Consider the following 17,396-nt stretch of genomic DNA (forward strand, 5'->3'; position numbering starts at 1 on the left):
CAGGATAGCTTATCGGTAGCTAACCGTCCCTCCATCCACATGACCAAGCGTTGCACTTATTATCTGAATTCGCGAGCTACTAACCGTTTATCACTGCTACAGACAGCAACAGACGGTTAGCCAGATAAGCATTAATTAACAGTAGACAGGTTTTTTTCTCTCCGCAAATCAGATAACTGCTGAAAAAATGCCGTCACCATTCCAGCCTCTGACGAAGAAACGTAAGCACCTCTGTAGATTCCAGCACATATAAGATAAAGCGTGATTAACGGATGAGCTGGCATGGGGCATTCAGCCTGCTGAAGCGCGCGGTGAGGCTAAAACTGAGCATTCGGCGTTTTTTATTGCCTGTGATAAAATAACATCTCATTTCGGTCTGGAGATTCATCATGAGCGCCATCCTTCCTGAGCAAATTTTGTCGCAGGCGGAGCAACTCTGTCAGCAGCGTAACGTACGTCTGACGCCACAGCGTCTGGAAGTGCTGCGCCTGATGACCGAGCAGAATAGCGCCATCAGCGCATATGACCTGCTGGATCTGCTGCGTGTTTCTGAACCTCAGGCAAAACCCCCGACGGTCTATCGTGCGCTCGATTTCCTGCTGGAACAGGGTTTTATCCATCGCGTGGAATCGAATAACAGTTATGTGGTGTGCCACCACTTTGAAGAGCCACAGCACAGTTCTGCGATGCTGATTTGCGATCGCTGCGGCGTGGTGAATGAGCAGCATGCAGAGGGTGTGGAAGAGATTCTGCAGGCGCTGGCCCGCAAATCCGGCTTCGCCTTACGTCACAACGTGATTGAAGCGCACGGTTTGTGTAACGGCTGTCGGGAAGTGGAGTCCTGTACTCATCAGGAAAGCTGCGATCACGATCATAGTGTGGTGAGCAAGAAGCGCGGTCGCTAAGCGACCGCGGTAGGTGGCACCTCCGTGTGCCCGGGCAGGAATGCTGTATCAATATCTGGTGTCGCAAATATTACCAGCGATAATCGCGGTTATGGCTTTCCCAGTCTGAGACTTCTTTTTCCGCTTCCTCTTTAGCGTAACCGTATCGCTCCTGAATTTTACCGACCAGCTGATCGCGTTTCCCTTCGATCACGGTCATATCGTCATCGGTTAGCTTGCCCCATTTTTCCTTCACTTTACCTTTAAACTGTTTCCAGTTACCGCTAGCCTGGTCGCTATTCATAGTGCCTCCTTTAATAACAACATTGGCATTTCGTCTTAGCTAAAGATCAACCATCAGCATAAATCGCCACTTGATTACTTATTACATAGTTAATTATAGACAAAAAATGAAAAAAAATAGCGAGAGACATTAATCAGAACGGTTCACATCGGGAATAAGATGGCTTAACACCCTGAAATCAAGTCATTATTCAAATGAAAACGCGGGGAAACTGAGCCGTAAGGAAATATTTCAGGTGGCGAACCAGCTGTCGTGGCGCCAGTGGCGACGCCAGATCAGCCACAGTGTAAGTCCTCTCAGCATCAGAAAGACCGTCACCGCGAGCCATAAGCCATGATTACCCAGCCAGGGGAGTGTCAGCAAAGTCAGTGCATACCCCAGCGCCGCACCCGCCATGCCGTTGCGCATTTCACTGCCGCGTGTCGCACCAATAAACATGCCATCCAGCAGATAACACCAGACACCCGCCAGCGGCAGAATAACCTGCCATAGCAAATAGCGATCGGCCAGTTCACGCAATTCCGGTAAGGAGGTTAACAATGCCACCAGCCACGGGCCGCAGGCAGCATAGAGCAGAGCAAAAGCGAGCGCGACCAGACCTGCCTGACGACAGGAGGCACGCCACACACGCAGCAACTTACTGCTGTCGCGTGCGCCACAGGCCTCACCAGAATACGCTTCCACTGCATAGGCAAAGCCATCCAGCGCATAGGCGGTAAAGGTCAGAAACATCAGCAAAACGGCGTTAACCGCCACGACATCACTGCCGAGTCGGGCACCAAACACCGTCAGAGAAGCGAAGCAGAGCTGCACCATCAGCGAACGCAGCATAATGTCGCGGTTCAGCCTGAGCAAACGACGAAAGTCACCGCGCCAGCTATTGCGCAGCAGCGGCAGCGAGATACCGCGTAATTTCAGCACCCGCCACACCATTATCAGGCCAATCAGCAGCGTGACATATTCCGCCAGCGCCGTTGCCGCCGCAGCCCCCTGCACGCCCCAGTGCAGCCCCATCACAAACCACAAATCGAGCAGAATATTGACCAGGTTGCCGACGACCAGCAGGATCACGGGCGCACGTGCATACTGCACGCCCAGCAGCCAGCCAAGGATCACCAGATTCGCCAGCATCGCTGGCGCACTCAGCCAGCGAACCGACATAAACAGATGTGCCTGGTGTAATACCTCAGGGTTGCCCCCAACCACGGAGAGCGCCAGATCGCTGAGTGGTGCTTTCAGCAGGACAAACAGACCGCCCGCCGCCAGCGCCATGCAGAGCGGCTGAATCAGGGCTCGCGCCAGCGCCGCTTTATCGCCCGCGCCAAACGCCTGCGCGGTTAAGCCGGTGGTGCTCATACGCAGAAACAGCAGCAGCATAAACAGAAAACTGGTTGCAGTGCTGCCAATTGCCACTCCGCCGAGGTAGACCGGACTGTCGAGATGGCCAATGACCGCCGTATCCACCAGACCCAGCAGTGGCACGGTAATATTGGAGAGGATCATCGGCAACGCCAGGCGCCAGAGATTTTTATCAGTAACGGTAAAGAATCGCACAGGCTTCCACAGCGTCATCAGAATGTTTACCAGACTGAGGGTTAACGCGAATCGACCTTACGCGCACGACGGTAAAACCAGGTGCGCGCAGGCGTCGGGGAGGTAAAGATTACAGCCAGTTGCCGTTGCGGATCACACCCACGGCCAGACCTTCAATCGTCAGAGATTGCTGACGCAGGTCGACAACAATGGGCGCAAACTCACTATTTTCAGCCAGAAGATGCACCACATTGCCCTGCTTTTTCAGGCGTTTGACGGTCACTTCGTCATCAATGCGCGCCACGACGACCTGGCCATTACGCACATCCTGCGTTTTGTGTACCGCCAGCAAATCGCCATCCATAATGCCGATATCTTTCATCGACATACCGCTGACACGCAGCAGGAAATCAGCATTCGGTTTGAACAGACCAGCATCCACCTGGAAATGGCCTTCGATATGTTCCTGCGCCAGCAGCGGCTCACCGGCGGCAACGCGGCCAATCAGCGGCAGGCCAGTCTCTTCTTCCTGCATCAGGCGGATACCGCGTGAAGCGCCGGAAACAATCTCAATCACGCCTTTACGTGCCAGCGCTTTCAGGTGTTCTTCAGCCGCATTCGGGGAACGGAAACCTAATTGCGAAGCAATTTCGGCGCGTGTCGGTGGCATACCCGTCTGATTAATATGATCACGAATCAGATCGTATACCTGCTGCTGCCTTGCCGTTAATGCTTTCATTCCGCCCCCTGGTTGTTTATACAGTCGCTGTGAGTATATACAGGTATTTGCAGGCTGGGAACCCAAATTTAGCGAAAAAGCCTCAGTTTGCGGCACGCCTCGCGGAAAAACGGCTTACGGCCACAGCAACATCAGCCAGACAAACAGCGCCAGCAGAATGCTCAGTAACACCGAAGCCGACCCCATATCCTTGGCGCGCCCGGCCAGGGGATGATGCTCGCTGCCGATGCGATCCACCACCGCTTCCAGCGCGCTGTTCAGCACTTCAACGATAACCACCAGCACCACTGAACCAATCAGCAGCACCCGCGTCACCGCGTCAACATCCAGCCAGCAGGCAATGGCCGTCGCGATAACCGCCGCCACCAGCTCCTGGCGAAATGCAGCTTCATGTCGCCATGCGGCGCACAATCCCTGCCATGAATAACCCGCTGCTTTAATGATTCTTGTCAGTCCGGTGACATTATTTGCCATAATGAGGGAACCCTTTCAGATGTTTAACGTCAACGTCTGGGTGGCGCACAAAATGCAACACAACAGATCTTGCGTGCGCTTTCTGGTATGCTTGCCGCGCTTTGCTAACAAGAGGCTTCATATTGTCTATGTCAGGTTGGCGTAATTTTTACTATAAGTTACTGAACTTACCACTCTCACTTTTGGTGAAGAGTAAAGCTATTCCGGCCGATCCGGTAGCCGAACAGGGGCTGGATAGCTCGCGCCCCATTATGTATGTATTACCTTATGATTCAAAGGTGGATCTGCTGGTCCTGCGTGCGCAGTGTCTAAAACATGACCTGCCCGACCCGCTGGAGCCGCTGGAAATCGATGGCACGGTGTTGCCGCGCTATGTGTTTATCCACGATGGCCCGCGCGTGTTCCCTTATTTCGTGCCTAATCTGGAGTCGGTGAAGCTGTTTCACGACTATCTGGACCTGCACCGCAGCAATCCTGATCTGGATGTGCAGATGGTGCCGGTTTCCGTGATGTTTGGCCGTGCGCCGGGGCGTGAAGTACAGGGCGAACAGACGCCGCATCTGCGGGTGCTGAACGGTATTGAGAAATTCTTTGCCGTGCTGTGGTTAGGGCGAGACAACTTTGTCCGCTTCTCGCCGACAGTGTCGCTGCGCCGTATGGCGACCGAACACGGTACAGACAAAACCATCGCGCAGAAACTGGCGCGCGTGGCGCGTATTCACTTCTCCCGTCAGCGCCTGGCTGCCGTCGGTCCACGCCTGCCTGCTCGTCAGGAGCTGTTCTCACGTCTGCTGCAATCGAAGGCTATCGCGAAAGCGATAGAGGATGAAGCGCGTACGCGCAAAATCTCTCAGGATAAGGCGCAGCAAAATGCCATCGAAATGATGGAAGAGATTGCCGCTGATTTCTCTTATGAGGCAATCCGCCTGACCGACCGCGTGATGGGCTGGACCTGGAGCAAGCTGTATCAGGGCATTAATGTCAGCGGCGGCGAGCGCGTACGCCAGCTGGCGCAGGATGGCCACGAAATCGTCTATGTGCCCTGCCACCGCAGCCACATGGACTATCTGCTGCTCTCCTACGTGCTGTATCACCAGGGGCTGGTGCCGCCGCATATCGCCGCAGGCATTAACCTCAACTTCTGGCCAGCCGGCCCGATTTTCCGCCGCCTTGGTGCGTTCTTTATTCGCCGTACCTTTAAAGGCAATAAACTCTATGCCACGGTGTTCCGCGAATACCTCGGTGAGCTGTTTAGCCGCGGCTACTCCGTGGAATACTTTGTGGAAGGTGGCCGTTCGCGTACCGGGCGTCTGCTGGAGCCGAAAACCGGCACCCTGTCGATGACCATTCAGGCCATGCTGCGCGGCGGTAATCGCCCTATTACGCTGGTGCCGATCTATATCGGCTACGAACACGTGATGGAGGTGGGGACGTATGCCAAAGAGCTGCGCGGCGCCACCAAAGAGAAGGAAAGCTTTACCCAGATGGTGCGCGGGCTGCGTAAGCTACGCAACCTCGGTCAGGGCTATGTTAACTTCGGTGAACCGCTGCCGCTGGTGAACTATCTGAACAAGCATGTGCCTGAGTGGCGTGAGTCGATTGATCCTATCGAAGCGCAGCGCCCTGCCTGGCTGACGCCAGCGGTGAATGATATTGCCCAGCATGTAATGGTGCGGATTAATAACGCCGGTGCGGCCAACGCCATGAACCTGTGCGTCACCGCATTGCTGGCCTCACGTCAGCGTTCACTCACCCGTGAACAGCTGATTGAACAGCTTGAGTGTTACGTGCAGCTGATGCGCAACGTGCCTTATTCGCCGGATGCCACCGTGCCGGACAGCAGTGCGGAAGCGCTGCTGGAGAGCGCACTGGCGATGAATAAGTTTGAAACTGAGCAGGATAATATCGGCGACATCGTTATTCTGCCGCGCGAGCAGGCAGTGCTGATGACGTACTACCGCAACAACATCCAGCATATGCTGGTGCTGCCATCGCTGATTGCCGCCATTGTGCAGCAGCATCGCCAGTTGTCGCGCGCCGAGCTGTTACGTCAGGTTTGCGTGATTTACCCGATGCTGAAAGGCGAGCTGTTCCTGCGCTGGCACAGCGAAGAACTGCCGGACGTGCTGGACGCACTGATTGCGGAACTGGAGCGTCAGGGGCTGATTAGCACAGATGAAACACAGCTGCGCTATGCACCAGCACGTTCCCGTACCCTGCAACTGCTGGCAGCGGGCATCCGCGAAACACTGCAACGTTATGCCATCACGTTCTCTATTCTCAGCGCCAATCCGTCGATCAACCGCGGTTCACTGGAGAAAGAGAGCCGTACCATGGCGCAACGCCTGTCGGTACTGCACGGTATTAACGCGCCAGAGTTCTTTGATAAGGCGGTGTTCTCATCACTGGTGCTGACACTGCGTGATGAAGGCTATATCAGCGACAGCGGCGATGCGCAGCTGGAGCAGACGCAGAAGGTTTATCAGTTGCTGGCAGAGTTAATTACGCAGGAAGTGCGGATAACGATTGAAAGCGCGGCGGCGCCTGAAGAGGCAACCGCTGAGTGATGTAAAAGGGAGCCAGAGGGCTCCCTTTTTTATTACGGCAGTAAACCCGCCAGTGGTGCGGCATTCAGCGCCACGCCAATAAACAGCACCAGACCCACATAATTGTTATTCAGAAAGGCCTGGAAGCAGGGGTCACGCTCACGAGCGGCAATCAGCTTCTGCTGATACACAAACAGCACCGCTGCCGCCAGCAGTGACCAGTAAAATGCGCTGTTCAGCTGCATCAGTTGGCCAATTGCCAGCATCAGCACCAGGGTAGCCAGCTGCAGCAAACCGATAATCAGCTTATCGTAACGGCCAAACAGAATGGCGGTCGATTTCACGCCAATTTTCAGGTCGTCATCACGATCCACCATGGCATATTGCGTATCGTATGCCACCGTCCAGCAGATATTCGCCAGGAACAGCAGCCAGCAGGTTAACGGTACGCTTTCACTCACCGCCGCCCACGCCATCGGAATCGACCAGCCAAATGCCGCGCCCAGCACCACCTGCGGCAGATGGGTATAGCGCTTCATAAACGGATACATCCACGCCAGCGCCAGACCGGCGAACGAGAGCCAGATGGTCATCGCATTCATGGTCAGTACCAGCGCAAAGGAGACCAGCACCAGCGCGACAAACAGCAGCTTCGCCTCTTTCTCGCTGACAGCCCCGCTGGGGAGCGGGCGTAATGCCGTGCGTTTCACATGACCATCGATTTTACGATCGGCAAAATCATTCACCACACAACCCGCCGCACGCATAAAGAATACGCCCAGCACGAAGACCAGTAGCACATTCAGTGCCGGAACCGCCATGCCAGACAGCCACAACGCCCACAGGGTCGGCCAGAGTAATAACAGCGAGCCAATCGGTTTATCAATGCGCATCAGGCGGCTATAGGCCTGGAAGCGGGTAAGTTGCAGAGGTCTTTCCACGTTATTGTAATCCTTCTGCCGCCACGCTCTGGTAGAGCGGCGCAGCAGGTAAAAAGAGTTCAGTCAGAAGTAACGGTTTATCCGCCAGACGCAGGCGGGAACGGCGTCCCCACAGCGCCCCGATCTGGCCGGGTTCAATAAAATCACGGGTCAGCGTCGAAGAGGAGAATAAGTAGCGTCCCAGCGGGCGGGTCCCCAGATTCTGCAGCATCGCTTCCGGTCCCTGCAGTGTCGATTCCGGCACGACGGTGCGGCCAGCCAGCCAGGGCACGCCATCACCAGACAGCACGATTTCACGCAGCCAGTAGCGCGATTCCAGTGGCAGTAATGCCAGCTCATCGCCCACCTCAGCCGCGCTGATAAAACCTTCACGTATGGGTTCAACAGTCACCTGATGACAGTGGCGCTCAAAACGCGCCGTCATGGAGTCTTCTTCCAGCAGCCAGTCCAGCAGCGGTGCCTTCAGCAAAGGTGACGAGACAGGGAGCCATGCAAGCGCGCGCAGCAAGCCAAGCGCGTTATCCGACATACGGCATCTCCGGGTAAATAATCAGATGCCGTAGTGTAACGCAGAGCCTGGCGCGCCTTCACTGTTTTATTCGCGCTTCAGACGATTACTGTTCGCCAGCCACAGCGTCACCACCAGAATCAGGATCGCCGCCGCATAAATCAGGGTATCAAACGGGTTTTTATGGTCGACGATAATCAGGCGGATAATCGCCGTAATGCCGATATAGACAAAGTAGCGCAGCGGGAAGTGATAGCCAGACTGGAAATACTTCACAATCAACGCAATAAACTCGAAGTAGAGAAAGTAAATCACGATCCCTTCGATCAGCAGATAGGAAGAGGCCTGTTCACTGGAATTGAGCAGCACATTGCCCAGATGAATGGTTTCTTTACCGAGAAAAATCACCAGAATAATGCCCAGCACCAGCAGGCCGAAATTCAGCACCATTTGCAGTGCATTGGCGACACGGGTTCCCGAAATCATGCTCTTATCCTCTAAAGTTATTGTTATGGCACAGCAAAGGCCGTTAATCACAATATGCTTTAGTGTGATGAAGATCACAATACGGTAGTGTGAATAATCACAGGGCGGCACGATGGCCGCCCTGCAGGATTAACGATAATTGATATCGCGATCGCTGGTCATGTCATACAGATTGTATTTACGACCCAGCATCTGACCACCGTCACGCGTCAGTGGTGTCCAGTTGATCTGCGCCCGGCCACGCACCGGATTCAGACTAAACAGATCCATTGGAATCGAGACGTAGAAGCCTTTGGTGGAGTCCCCTTCACCATACTCTTCTGCCGATACATTGGTGATGGTGGCATAGGCGCCAATGGTGATACCGCTGTCAAAGCGTTTGGAGATATCCACCGTGCCGCCTTTATCCTGCGCCAGATACTGACCGACACTCACTTTCACCAGCACATCATCCATAAAGGATGGCTGCCAGTAGCCTGTCAGATGACCGGTTTTGGCTTTGTAGTAAGTGAAGTTCATCATGTTGTCCCAGTCACGCTGCTTGACGTAGTTGGCATCGATGCCCACTGCCCAGCTCGCGTCCAGCGGACGATACAACAGTTCAGCACCTGCACCGCCATACATGGTTTCCAGATAACCGCCATAGACCTGGCCATAGAAACCGCCGCCGAAATACTGGAAGTAGTTCGCCTGCAGGTTATTCACGTAGGCGTTGTTCTGCACATATTCACGAATGCGGGTACGCACGCGCGGCAGCGACGAATCGAGCGGTGGGTTGGTGTAGTTAAACTTGTCATAGTTATTGGCAAGGTTTACAAACACGCCCCCATCCAGCAGCAGGTGATCCGTCAGCCAGTAATTGGCATTACCGGAAACCCCGACCTGATACATATAGAAGGTTTCTGCCCCGCCCAGCGACTGGTTAAGCACTGGCGCAATATTGAAGTTCAGGCGGTCTTTTTCGATGTAGTAGCCCTGGTCGGTTTTCTCCGGGTCCACCGGGTTAATGCGCTGCTGTGCCAGCGGTTTGTCCTGACCAAGAGGGTAACCCTCCAGTTGCTGGCGCAGACTGTCCACGCGGGTTTCCGTGGTCACCTGCGGCATACCATAGCGCGTCTGGGTAACACGCAGCGTGTCGATATTTTGTGGCAGGTTATTCATCAGAATCGCATTCGCGCGATCAACGCCTTCCTGGGTGTCGCGATATTTGTACTGCTCACCCGTGACATACAGCGTATTGCCCTTCGTCTGCAGGTTTGGCGCATCCAGGCCAGCGTTGTATTTCAGGTCGCTGAGCTGACCCCCTGCGACGGTCGCCTGCAGAAATTCCGACTGCGGATTAGGACGGTATGCCGGTTTCGGGCTGTCAATGTGCGACTGGCGCAAGTCATTGAAGTTGGTACGCAGTGTAAAGCCGGCCATCACGGTATTACCGCGCTCATAACTGAGGTTGAGATCCGCCCAGTCCGTGATGCGGTAAATTGCGCCGACGTTAATTTTGCTGGTCTGCTTCAGACGGCCCGCGTAATCGCCACGGTAATCGTTGCCTTCCAGCTCCATTTTCAGGCGCAGGGGTTGCCACGGCGTCTGGTATTCCACCCCGCCAAACAACGCCGCCGGGCCATGGAACATCTGGTCACCATTGATCGAACCGGCTGAACCACCGCTGCTGCGGGTACAATACTTCTCACTGTATTCGCAGAATGGGTTCTTCAGCGTGCCGCTGTTACCGAGATAGCCCCAGCCGACGCCAAGCGTAAAATCAAAGGGGCCCCATGCCTTGGTCGCCACCAGATATTCACTGTCGAACAGCCCCGTACCGCCAAGGTCGCGTGTCCCAATTGCCACTTCCGGCAGCCAGTATCCCTCTTCCCACAGGCGCAGTTTCAGGTCGAACGCTTTATCTTTATAGCTCTGATTACCACTGAAGCTGGCGACATTACTGTAGAGTTGGGTGGTGACATCGGTATAGCGAATCGTCGCTTCCAGCCACGGAAACAGCTGTACGGAGGTGGAATAGAAACGATACTGATCGTTCCAGCGATAGTTAAGGCTGAATTCGCCCTCTCTGGCCATGCGCGCCGTCGGCACCTGCATCAGGCCCACGCCGCCAAAATCTGACTGTGACGGGCCAATCGGCTCAGGGTATGTTGCCGCCATGGCCTGGCAGGCACAGGCGACTGAAATGGATAATAAGCTGAGAAGATAGCGTTTTTTCATCAGTCAGGCATCCGGTGCGTCAAAACAGAAATAATTTGTTGATTCAAATCTTCCCACTCTCCCGGCAATGACCAGGAAGAGAAACCGAGATAAATGGTTGAACCCGGCTCAACTTCAATATGACGGTGGTTCCAGTAAGCGACTGGCGCCTGAGTGACTTCGCCTGATGGGGCGATCACTACAGCGATACTGCGTTCTGCGCCAGATAACCGCTCATGCTCCTCCAGATAATCGCGCACCGAGGCTCCCGGCTGCCAGCTCACTTTGCCACTGCCGCTCAGCGCGCCAAACAGCGTGACCGTGTCTGGTTTCGCCAGCGTGTACACGTCATATGCGCCACTCAGCAGGCGATTATCTTCCGGATGCAGACGCACCCAGTCAGGATCGAGACTGGTGATCTGCCGGCCTGTCACCTTCACCGCCGTCAGTTGCTGAATCACATAGCTGATGGTGGCGGCTTTGTCGCCGCTGCTGTCGGCACGGAAGGCCTGCAGACGCGCCATTAACTGCTGGTACTGCTGCTGCGCTACCGCCGTCGCCATCGTGTCGGCAATCACCGTGCCGGGCCACCAGGTTTTCCCCTGCAGCGCCGGACTGGTCACCAGTTGTTCCAGATTCGCGGCATGGCTGACCACCGCAGTGCTGCTTTGCCCCGGATAATGTACGGTTACCAGGCTGTCTGCGAGAGCCAGCAACGGCAGACAGGCGATCATTCCTGCGAGAAGTTGATTGATTTTTTTCATGATTTCGCGGGTTTCAGGATTGTGGTTTCAACAGAGAGAGTGTCCGCTCCGACCATTTGCTGAGTCTGACGAACCTGGCCGGTAGTGGCATCCAGCCAGAACCAGTTTTCCCAGGATTTGCCCAGCGCATCGATCGTGACATCTTCGCGGAACACCCGGCAGGCCACACGCTTACCCGCCAGTTCCAGCACCTGGTCTGGTTCACGGACAAAACGAGAAACGGCGGTGCCGGAACGCAGTTGCTGGTTCTCGGTCCAGATCATGGTGCGCGTCCAGCTGTCGCCGTCGGTCAGCGTCAGCCCTTTGCCCAGCGGGTCCTGCTGCTGGTTATTCACATTCACGAGGTTATCGTACAGGCTGAGTGTGCGAACAATACGTCCGTTGCGGGTCACCAGCATCGCCTGGTCCTGGGTCACCCATTTCAGTTGCCCGTCTTCGTCGTAACCCAGCACGACGAAAATGCGCTGGCCGTCATCGATGCGCAGATACATGCTGGCATAGGGAATTGACTGGATACGTTCCTGCGGGACGGTGACGTCATCAAGTCCGGTAAACGCCCGTTTTACGGTCTCCCCTACCCCTTTCTGGGTAGCGGTACATGCCTGCAGCAACAGGCAGAGAAGCAACAATGGAATATGACGCACCTGTTTATCCCTGAACGTATTCCGACAAAGTCAAAAAATAACCACACGACTGTGTGGTTATGATTAATTAAGCCAACTTATTGAGTTGTGCTCGTCGTGGTTGTGGTTGTTGTACCGGTATTGGAACCGTCACCACCGCCAGAAGCGGCTATAGCGACACCCACCAACGCGCCAAGCGCACCAACACCCACGGCAGTAGAAGCACCGGCGGACAATGCGCCCGCAGATGCGCCTGCCGCAGCACCGGTCTCAGCAGCTGCAGGTGCAGCATCAGCCGTTTCGCCAGCCGCCGCAAATGCTGCGGACGCCGTGGCGAAATAGATTACGGCTGCAGTAGCACATAACACTTTTTTCATAACAACTTCCCTTCATTAGATGAATGGATAACCCACCCGGATCAAATCCAGGCCAGTTCAGTATAGGGCAAGCTATTATCAGAAATCAGGGGGCGGCGGCGGTGCAGAAAAGCGATTTTTTTGCGGCAAGAAATGGCAGGAAAACAGCAATTATTAACAATTTGACAAGAAATATCAGAATCAAACAATATTTAACATTAATAATAAATATATTTTCAGCATAATAATCTGACAACTAACAACCCGCTGAAACACTTGCCAATAAAAACCAAAAAGCGTCAAAAAAATCAAATTAATCGATATTAATCATTTAATTAGATACAGAAATAGCAATAATGAGACCACTTTTGCTTAGAGGGTGATTCAGATTAATCTTGGGTTAAAAAATGGCCTTAATCAGCTTTTTCAGATAAAACTGAGTCGAACTTGCCTGTTTTTACCAGTTTTATCAGCTAAAAATGCGGCATGAGTCTCAAAAATACCGCCCGGTATGCGCTGCAACAGGCGTGTTCAGGCCAGCATACGCTGGCCTGAAAATGACGATTAACGCCAGGATTTGTAACGGTTAATCAGACCGTTAGTCGAGCTGTCGTGGCTGTTAATCGCCGTATCGTCAGCCAGTTCAGGCAGAATACGGTTCGCCAGCTGTTTGCCCAGCTCAACACCCCACTGATCGAAGGTGAAGATGTTGAGGATCGCGCCCTGGGTGAAAATTTTGTGCTCATAGAGCGCAATCAGCGCGCCCAGGCTGAACGGCGTAATTTCACGCAGCAGGATGGAGTTGGTTGGGCGGTTGCCTTCAAACACTTTGAATGGCGCCACATGCTCAACGGACTTAGCATCTTTACCTGCCGCAGCAAACTCCTGCTCCACCACTTCACGTGATTTACCAAATGCCAGTGCTTCGGTCTGTGCGAAGAAGTTCGACAGCAGTTTGGCATGGTGATCGCTCAGTGGGTTATGACTGATTGCAGGTGCGATAAAGTCACACGGGATCAGTTTGGTGCCCTGGTGAATCAGCTGGTAGAACGCATGCTGACCATTGGTGCCCGGCTCACCCCAGATAATCGGACCAGTCTGGTAGTTCACCGCATTGCCGTTACGATCAACATACTTACCGTTGGACTCCATATTGCCCTGCTGGAAGTAAGCGGCAAAACGGTGCATATACTGGTCGTATGGCAGAATCGCTTCAGTTTCCGCACCAAAGAAGTTGTTGTACCAGATACCGATTAACGCCAGCAGTACCGGCAGGTTTTGCTCTGCTGGGGTATTGGCGAAGTGCTTGTCCATTTCGTGCGCGCCGCTCAGCAGCTGGACAAAGTTATCGAATCCGACAGACAGAATGATCGACAGACCAATCGCTGACCACAGTGAATAACGGCCACCCACCCAGTCCCAGAACTCGAACATATTGGCAGTATCGATACCAAATTCACCGACCGCTTTCGCATTGGTCGACAGCGCCGCAAAGTGCTTCGCCACATGCTGCTGGTCGCCTGCACTGTTGAGGAACCAGTCACGCGCGCTGTGGGCGTTGGTCATGGTTTCCTGAGTGGTGAAGGTTTTCGACGCCACCAGGAACAGCGTGGTTTCCGGGCTGACGTTTTTCAGCACTTCAGCAATATGCGTACCATCAACGTTAGAAACGAAGTGCATATTCAGGTGATTTTTGAACGGGCGCAGTGCTTCGGTTGCCATAAACGGTCCGAGGTCAGAGCCGCCGATACCAATATTCACCACATCCGTAATCGGCTTACCGGTGTAACCTTTCCAGTCGCCGCTGATAATGCGCTCTGAGAAGCCTTTCATCTTCTCCAGCACCGCATTTACTTCTGGCATCACATCTTTGCCATCGACCACAATCGGCGTGTTACTGCGGTTACGCAGCGCCACATGCAGTACCGCGCGCTCTTCAGTACGGTTAATTTTTTCACCGCTGAACATGGAACGGATGGCGCCCTGCAGATCGGTCTCTTTGGCCAGCGCCAGCAGCTTGCCGAGAGTTTCACTGGTAATACGGTTTTTGGAAAAATCCACCAGCATCTGATCGGCAAATGTGGCGGAAAATTTGGCAAAACGATCGCTATCTTTGGCAAACAGATCAGAGATCTGCACATCTTTCATCTGGTCAAAATGCTGCTGCAGGGCTTGCCAGGCAGCGGTTTGTGTCGGATTGATATTTTTCATAGCAACACTCTTTATGATTTAAGAACCGTAATTCAGGCGGACGCCATCTTACCTGTTGTCAGCACACGACTCCCCTTTTCCTGCAACAGGTTACGACTATCGTTTCCTATAGCTGTTCAGTATGACGACAGTTCGCGCCGAAAGGCAAAAAATTCTGGTGCTATGTTGTGGCAACGGCACGCGAAGTGCATTGTGCTGCATCATTTTCCGGCGTTTTAGCACGGAAATGCACGCCGGCATTGACAGCGCCATAAGAAACCGTTATTTGTAGGCCGCTACTTACGCACCTGTGCGTAAGCCAGAAGAGGCGCGTCGCTCAGGCAGTGTGTTGGAGGAACCGTATCCGGGGAAAACACATTATGGGATGCGACGCCGAGGTATCACGTACGCGGAGTGCGGAATATCGACCACAGGGGCTGAATCCTCTGGGTTGTCACCAGGCGCGTTCGCAGTCGAACGTACTGCAAGGTGGGGCGCTTCTGGGTGTATGTAGTCACTCTGTTCTACGTCTCCCTATCCTGCTCTCCCCTTGTGCCAAGGCTGATCCTTACTATCCTGACACGAGGCAGTGAAATTTATCATGTCCCAATCTGATCTTATCGTGGCGAAATTTGGCGGCACCAGTGTGGCCGACTTTGATGCTATGAACCGCAGCGCCGATGTGGTGCTGGCCGATGCAAGCGTGCGTCTGGTGGTGTTATCCGCCTCCGCTGGCATCACCAATTTGCTGGTTGCGCTGGCTGAAGGTAAGCAGCTGGAAGAGCGTGCTTACCATCTCGATGAAATCCGCCGTATTCAGTATGCGATTATTGATCGCCTGCAACAGCCGGATGTGATTCGCGAAGAGATCGACCGCATGATCGAGAATATCGCCACGTTGTCAGAAACCTCTGCGCTGGCGACCTCCACCGCACTGACCGATGAACTGGTCAGCCACGGTGAACTGATGTCCACCCTGCTGTTTGTTGAGATCCTGCGTGAGCGCAAACAGGCGGCGGAATGGTTTGACGTGCGCAAAGTGATGCGTACCAATGATCGCTTTGGCCGTGCTGAGCCCGATGTCGCCCAGCTGAAAGAGCTGGCCGCCAGCCAGTTGCAGCCACGTCTTGGCGAAGCACTGATTATTACTCAGGGCTTTATCGGCAGTGAAAGCAAAGGCCGCACCACCACGCTGGGACGTGGCGGCAGTGACTACACTGCTGCGCTGCTGGGCGAAGCGCTGAATGCGAAACGCATTGATATCTGGACCGATGTGCCGGGGATCTACACCACCGATCCACGCATCGTTCCTGCCGCCAAACGCATTGATGAAATTACCTTTGAAGAAGCGGCGGAAATGGCGACCTTCGGCGCCAAAGTGCTGCACCCGGCGACCATTCTGCCTGCGGTGCGCAGCGATATTCCGGTGTTCGTCGGTTCCAGTAAAGATCCGGCAGCCGGTGGCACCATGGTGCGCGAAAACACGGCTAACCCGCCGCTGTTCCGCGCACTGGCACTGCGTCGTCGTCAGACACTGCTGACGCTGCATAGCCTGAACATGCTGCACGCACGCGGTTTCCTCGCCGAGGTGTTTAATATCCTCGCGCGTCACAATATTTCGGTTGATCTGATCACCACCTCTGAAGTGAGCGTGGCGCTGACGCTGGATACCACGGGCTCCACCTCAACGGGCGACAGCCTGCTGACCCAGGCGCTGCTGACCGAGCTCTCTTCACTGTGCCGGGTCGAAGTGGAAGAGAATCTGGCGCTGGTCGCGCTGATTGGCAATGAACTGTCGACGGCCTGCGGCGTGGGCAAAAAAGTGTTTGGCGTGATGGAGCAGTTCAACCTGCGCCTGATCTGTTACGGCGCCAGCATTCATAACCTCTGCTTCCTGGTTCCCGGCGATGATGCCGAGCAGGTCATCCGCACTCTGCATAACAGTCTGTTTGAATAACCGCGCGTGATTTCCTCCGGGCCAGTCCATATCGCTGGCCCGTTTTAATCCTGCCTCTGCGCTATCACCCTGCCATCAATATCGCCGTCAACACGGCCGCCGTTTCCATAAAAAAACCAACACCCGCGTCAGTGATTGACCGCCCAGGGAACGGATAACTAGAGTGATTTTCCCGGGCATGCCTCCCGCTCCGCTCGCCGATATTTAAGGACAATCACGATGACAGACGCCGCTTTTGGCACTCTCGCCACAATACCAGACGTGAATAAATATGCGATAAACCTACCGCAGCCAATATCGAAGAGTGGCAGCCTGCAGTCATTTACAGTGAGAAAGGTTGCCAATACCGATATGGTTTATTCCCTCCCAGCGACTCATTCTTCACGTCAGCATGAAAATCCAATAAATTGCCGCTGGCAGAAAATGCAGACCGGCAATGACACAAAGCCCCTTACCTCAACACCGGAGCACAGGCAGATATCAGAGTCAGAAAAAATAACCTGTTCCCATCCCTATGGCTTTGGGCTTGCGGGAAACGCCGACGAGACACCTGGCACCGTAAACTTATTAAAGTATCACGTCTTTATCCAGGAAATACTGACCCTCTATTTAAACGAACTGGAGAGGTCGGATAACTCACGCATGGCGCCCTGTATTTCTGACTGCAAAAATATTATTAAACTGGATAAAAAAATCGCGCAAAATATCTGGAATGATGCCAGGGAAGCCTGTAAAGATCAGATAAGGAAGGTGCGATTAATTCGATGGGAACCATTTTTTCGTCCTGTCATCGTATGGTAAATGAACAAAGAACCGCGCGAATTCAGATAATAAGTGCAACGCTTGGTCATGTGGATGGAGGGACGGTTAGCTACCGATAAGCTATCCTGCT

The 17,396-nt window shown here is 54.0% G+C and carries 16 protein-coding genes and 1 riboswitch; of the genes, 4 read left to right on the top strand and 12 right to left on the bottom strand.

The window, feature by feature from the left end; translation table 11 throughout:
* The first annotated feature begins 389 nt into the window (after positions 1-389).
* Complete coding sequence (gene zur / locus ACSZO1_RS16280) at positions 390-905, top strand: zinc uptake transcriptional repressor Zur (RefSeq protein WP_437614405.1); 516 nt, start codon at positions 390-392, stop codon at positions 903-905.
* 70 nt (positions 906-975) lie between these two features.
* Here the strand turns inward: zur and ACSZO1_RS16285 are convergent, their stop codons facing one another.
* The 4 genes from ACSZO1_RS16285 to ACSZO1_RS16300 all read right to left on the bottom strand — a co-directional run bounded on the left by ACSZO1_RS16285 (position 976) and on the right by ACSZO1_RS16300 (position 3,934).
* Complete coding sequence (locus ACSZO1_RS16285; RefSeq protein ID WP_437614407.1) at positions 976-1,188, bottom strand: CsbD family protein; 213 nt, start codon at positions 1,186-1,188, stop codon at positions 976-978.
* Positions 1,189-1,419: 231 nt separating this feature from the next.
* The gene (gene dinF, locus ACSZO1_RS16290; protein ID WP_437614409.1) at positions 1,420-2,760 is read right to left on the bottom strand and encodes an MATE family efflux transporter DinF; all 1,341 of its coding nucleotides are present in this window, start codon (positions 2,758-2,760) and stop codon (positions 1,420-1,422) included.
* Positions 2,761-2,851: 91 nt separating this feature from the next.
* Positions 2,852-3,460: a transcriptional repressor LexA gene (lexA, locus tag ACSZO1_RS16295; RefSeq protein WP_437614411.1), complete on the bottom strand. Its 609-nt coding sequence runs from the start codon at positions 3,458-3,460 to the stop codon at positions 2,852-2,854.
* 114 nt (positions 3,461-3,574) lie between these two features.
* Positions 3,575-3,934: a diacylglycerol kinase gene (locus ACSZO1_RS16300; RefSeq protein WP_437614413.1), complete on the bottom strand. Its 360-nt coding sequence runs from the start codon at positions 3,932-3,934 to the stop codon at positions 3,575-3,577.
* Positions 3,935-4,062: 128 nt separating this feature from the next.
* Here ACSZO1_RS16300 and plsB point away from each other — a divergent pair, with 128 nt between their 5' ends.
* Positions 4,063-6,501, top strand: a complete 2,439-nt coding sequence (plsB, locus tag ACSZO1_RS16305; RefSeq protein ID WP_437614435.1) for a glycerol-3-phosphate 1-O-acyltransferase PlsB — start codon at positions 4,063-4,065, stop codon at positions 6,499-6,501.
* 32 nt (positions 6,502-6,533) lie between these two features.
* On the opposite strand, the gene ubiA is transcribed toward plsB, so the two are convergent.
* From ubiA to pgi, 8 genes are all read right to left on the bottom strand, one after another.
* The gene (gene ubiA / locus ACSZO1_RS16310; protein WP_437614415.1) at positions 6,534-7,421 is read right to left on the bottom strand and encodes a 4-hydroxybenzoate octaprenyltransferase; all 888 of its coding nucleotides are present in this window, start codon (positions 7,419-7,421) and stop codon (positions 6,534-6,536) included.
* Position 7,422: 1 nt separating this feature from the next.
* Entirely contained in the window at positions 7,423-7,950 is a 528-nt protein-coding gene (ubiC, locus tag ACSZO1_RS16315) for a chorismate lyase (protein ID WP_437614417.1), read from the bottom strand.
* Between the two features lie 66 nt (positions 7,951-8,016).
* Positions 8,017-8,415 (bottom strand): phosphate-starvation-inducible protein PsiE, encoded by a 399-nt coding sequence (gene psiE, locus ACSZO1_RS16320; protein WP_437614419.1) that lies wholly within the window; start codon positions 8,413-8,415, stop codon positions 8,017-8,019.
* Between the two features lie 129 nt (positions 8,416-8,544).
* On the bottom strand, positions 8,545-10,635 hold the full coding sequence (locus ACSZO1_RS16325; RefSeq protein WP_437614421.1) for a YjbH domain-containing protein: 2,091 nt from the start codon (positions 10,633-10,635) through the stop codon (positions 8,545-8,547).
* Positions 10,635-11,378 carry a capsule biosynthesis GfcC family protein gene (locus ACSZO1_RS16330; protein WP_437614423.1) on the bottom strand — a complete coding sequence of 248 codons (744 nt, stop codon included), beginning with the start codon at positions 11,376-11,378 and terminating at the stop codon, positions 10,635-10,637. Before ACSZO1_RS16330 ends, ACSZO1_RS16325 begins: the two co-directional genes overlap by 1 nt.
* Entirely contained in the window at positions 11,375-12,022 is a 648-nt protein-coding gene (locus ACSZO1_RS16335; protein ID WP_437614425.1) for a YjbF family lipoprotein, read from the bottom strand. Before ACSZO1_RS16335 ends, ACSZO1_RS16330 begins: the two co-directional genes overlap by 4 nt.
* Positions 12,023-12,099: 77 nt before the next feature.
* Positions 12,100-12,378 (bottom strand): exopolysaccharide production protein YjbE, encoded by a 279-nt coding sequence (yjbE, locus tag ACSZO1_RS16340; protein ID WP_437614427.1) that lies wholly within the window; start codon positions 12,376-12,378, stop codon positions 12,100-12,102.
* 543 nt (positions 12,379-12,921) lie between these two features.
* Positions 12,922-14,568 carry a glucose-6-phosphate isomerase gene (pgi, locus tag ACSZO1_RS16345; RefSeq protein ID WP_437614429.1) on the bottom strand — a complete coding sequence of 549 codons (1,647 nt, stop codon included), beginning with the start codon at positions 14,566-14,568 and terminating at the stop codon, positions 12,922-12,924.
* A gap of 294 nt (positions 14,569-14,862) precedes the next feature.
* A riboswitch (Lysine riboswitch) is annotated at positions 14,863-15,055 on the top strand.
* A gap of 93 nt (positions 15,056-15,148) precedes the next feature.
* Here pgi and lysC point away from each other — a divergent pair.
* Together lysC and ACSZO1_RS16355 are read left to right on the top strand one after the other, a co-directional pair.
* Complete coding sequence (gene lysC / locus ACSZO1_RS16350; RefSeq protein WP_437614431.1) at positions 15,149-16,504, top strand: lysine-sensitive aspartokinase 3; 1,356 nt, start codon at positions 15,149-15,151, stop codon at positions 16,502-16,504.
* Between the two features lie 219 nt (positions 16,505-16,723).
* A complete protein-coding gene (locus tag ACSZO1_RS16355) occupies positions 16,724-17,305 on the top strand; it encodes a hypothetical protein (protein ID WP_437614433.1) in 582 nt (193 codons plus the stop codon).
* Positions 17,306-17,396 lie beyond the last annotated feature (91 nt).

Source organism: Erwinia sp. V71 (assembly GCF_965644245.1).
Lineage (GTDB): Bacteria > Pseudomonadota > Gammaproteobacteria > Enterobacterales > Enterobacteriaceae > Erwinia.

Bases quoted from the DNA above. Each gene is read 5' to 3' on its own strand.
- yjbE (WP_437614427.1), bottom strand. From the start codon at position 12,378: ATGAAAAAAGTGTTATGTGCTACTGCAGCCGTAATCTATTTCGCCACG.
- ACSZO1_RS16355 (WP_437614433.1), top strand. From the start codon at position 16,724: ATGACAGACGCCGCTTTTGGCACTCTCGCCACAATACCAGACGTGAAT.
- pgi (WP_437614429.1), bottom strand. From the start codon at position 14,568: ATGAAAAATATCAATCCGACACAAACCGCTGCCTGGCAAGCCCTGCAG.
- zur (WP_437614405.1), top strand. From the start codon at position 390: ATGAGCGCCATCCTTCCTGAGCAAATTTTGTCGCAGGCGGAGCAACTC.
- dinF (WP_437614409.1), bottom strand. From the start codon at position 2,760: ATGACGCTGTGGAAGCCTGTGCGATTCTTTACCGTTACTGATAAAAAT.
- ACSZO1_RS16285 (WP_437614407.1), bottom strand. From the start codon at position 1,188: ATGAATAGCGACCAGGCTAGCGGTAACTGGAAACAGTTTAAAGGTAAA.
- psiE (WP_437614419.1), bottom strand. From the start codon at position 8,415: ATGATTTCGGGAACCCGTGTCGCCAATGCACTGCAAATGGTGCTGAAT.
- plsB (WP_437614435.1), top strand. From the start codon at position 4,063: ATGTCAGGTTGGCGTAATTTTTACTATAAGTTACTGAACTTACCACTC.
- lysC (WP_437614431.1), top strand. From the start codon at position 15,149: ATGTCCCAATCTGATCTTATCGTGGCGAAATTTGGCGGCACCAGTGTG.
- ACSZO1_RS16325 (WP_437614421.1), bottom strand. From the start codon at position 10,635: ATGAAAAAACGCTATCTTCTCAGCTTATTATCCATTTCAGTCGCCTGT.
- ACSZO1_RS16330 (WP_437614423.1), bottom strand. From the start codon at position 11,378: ATGAAAAAAATCAATCAACTTCTCGCAGGAATGATCGCCTGTCTGCCG.
- ubiC (WP_437614417.1), bottom strand. From the start codon at position 7,950: ATGTCGGATAACGCGCTTGGCTTGCTGCGCGCGCTTGCATGGCTCCCT.
- ACSZO1_RS16300 (WP_437614413.1), bottom strand. From the start codon at position 3,934: ATGGCAAATAATGTCACCGGACTGACAAGAATCATTAAAGCAGCGGGT.
- lexA (WP_437614411.1), bottom strand. From the start codon at position 3,460: ATGAAAGCATTAACGGCAAGGCAGCAGCAGGTATACGATCTGATTCGT.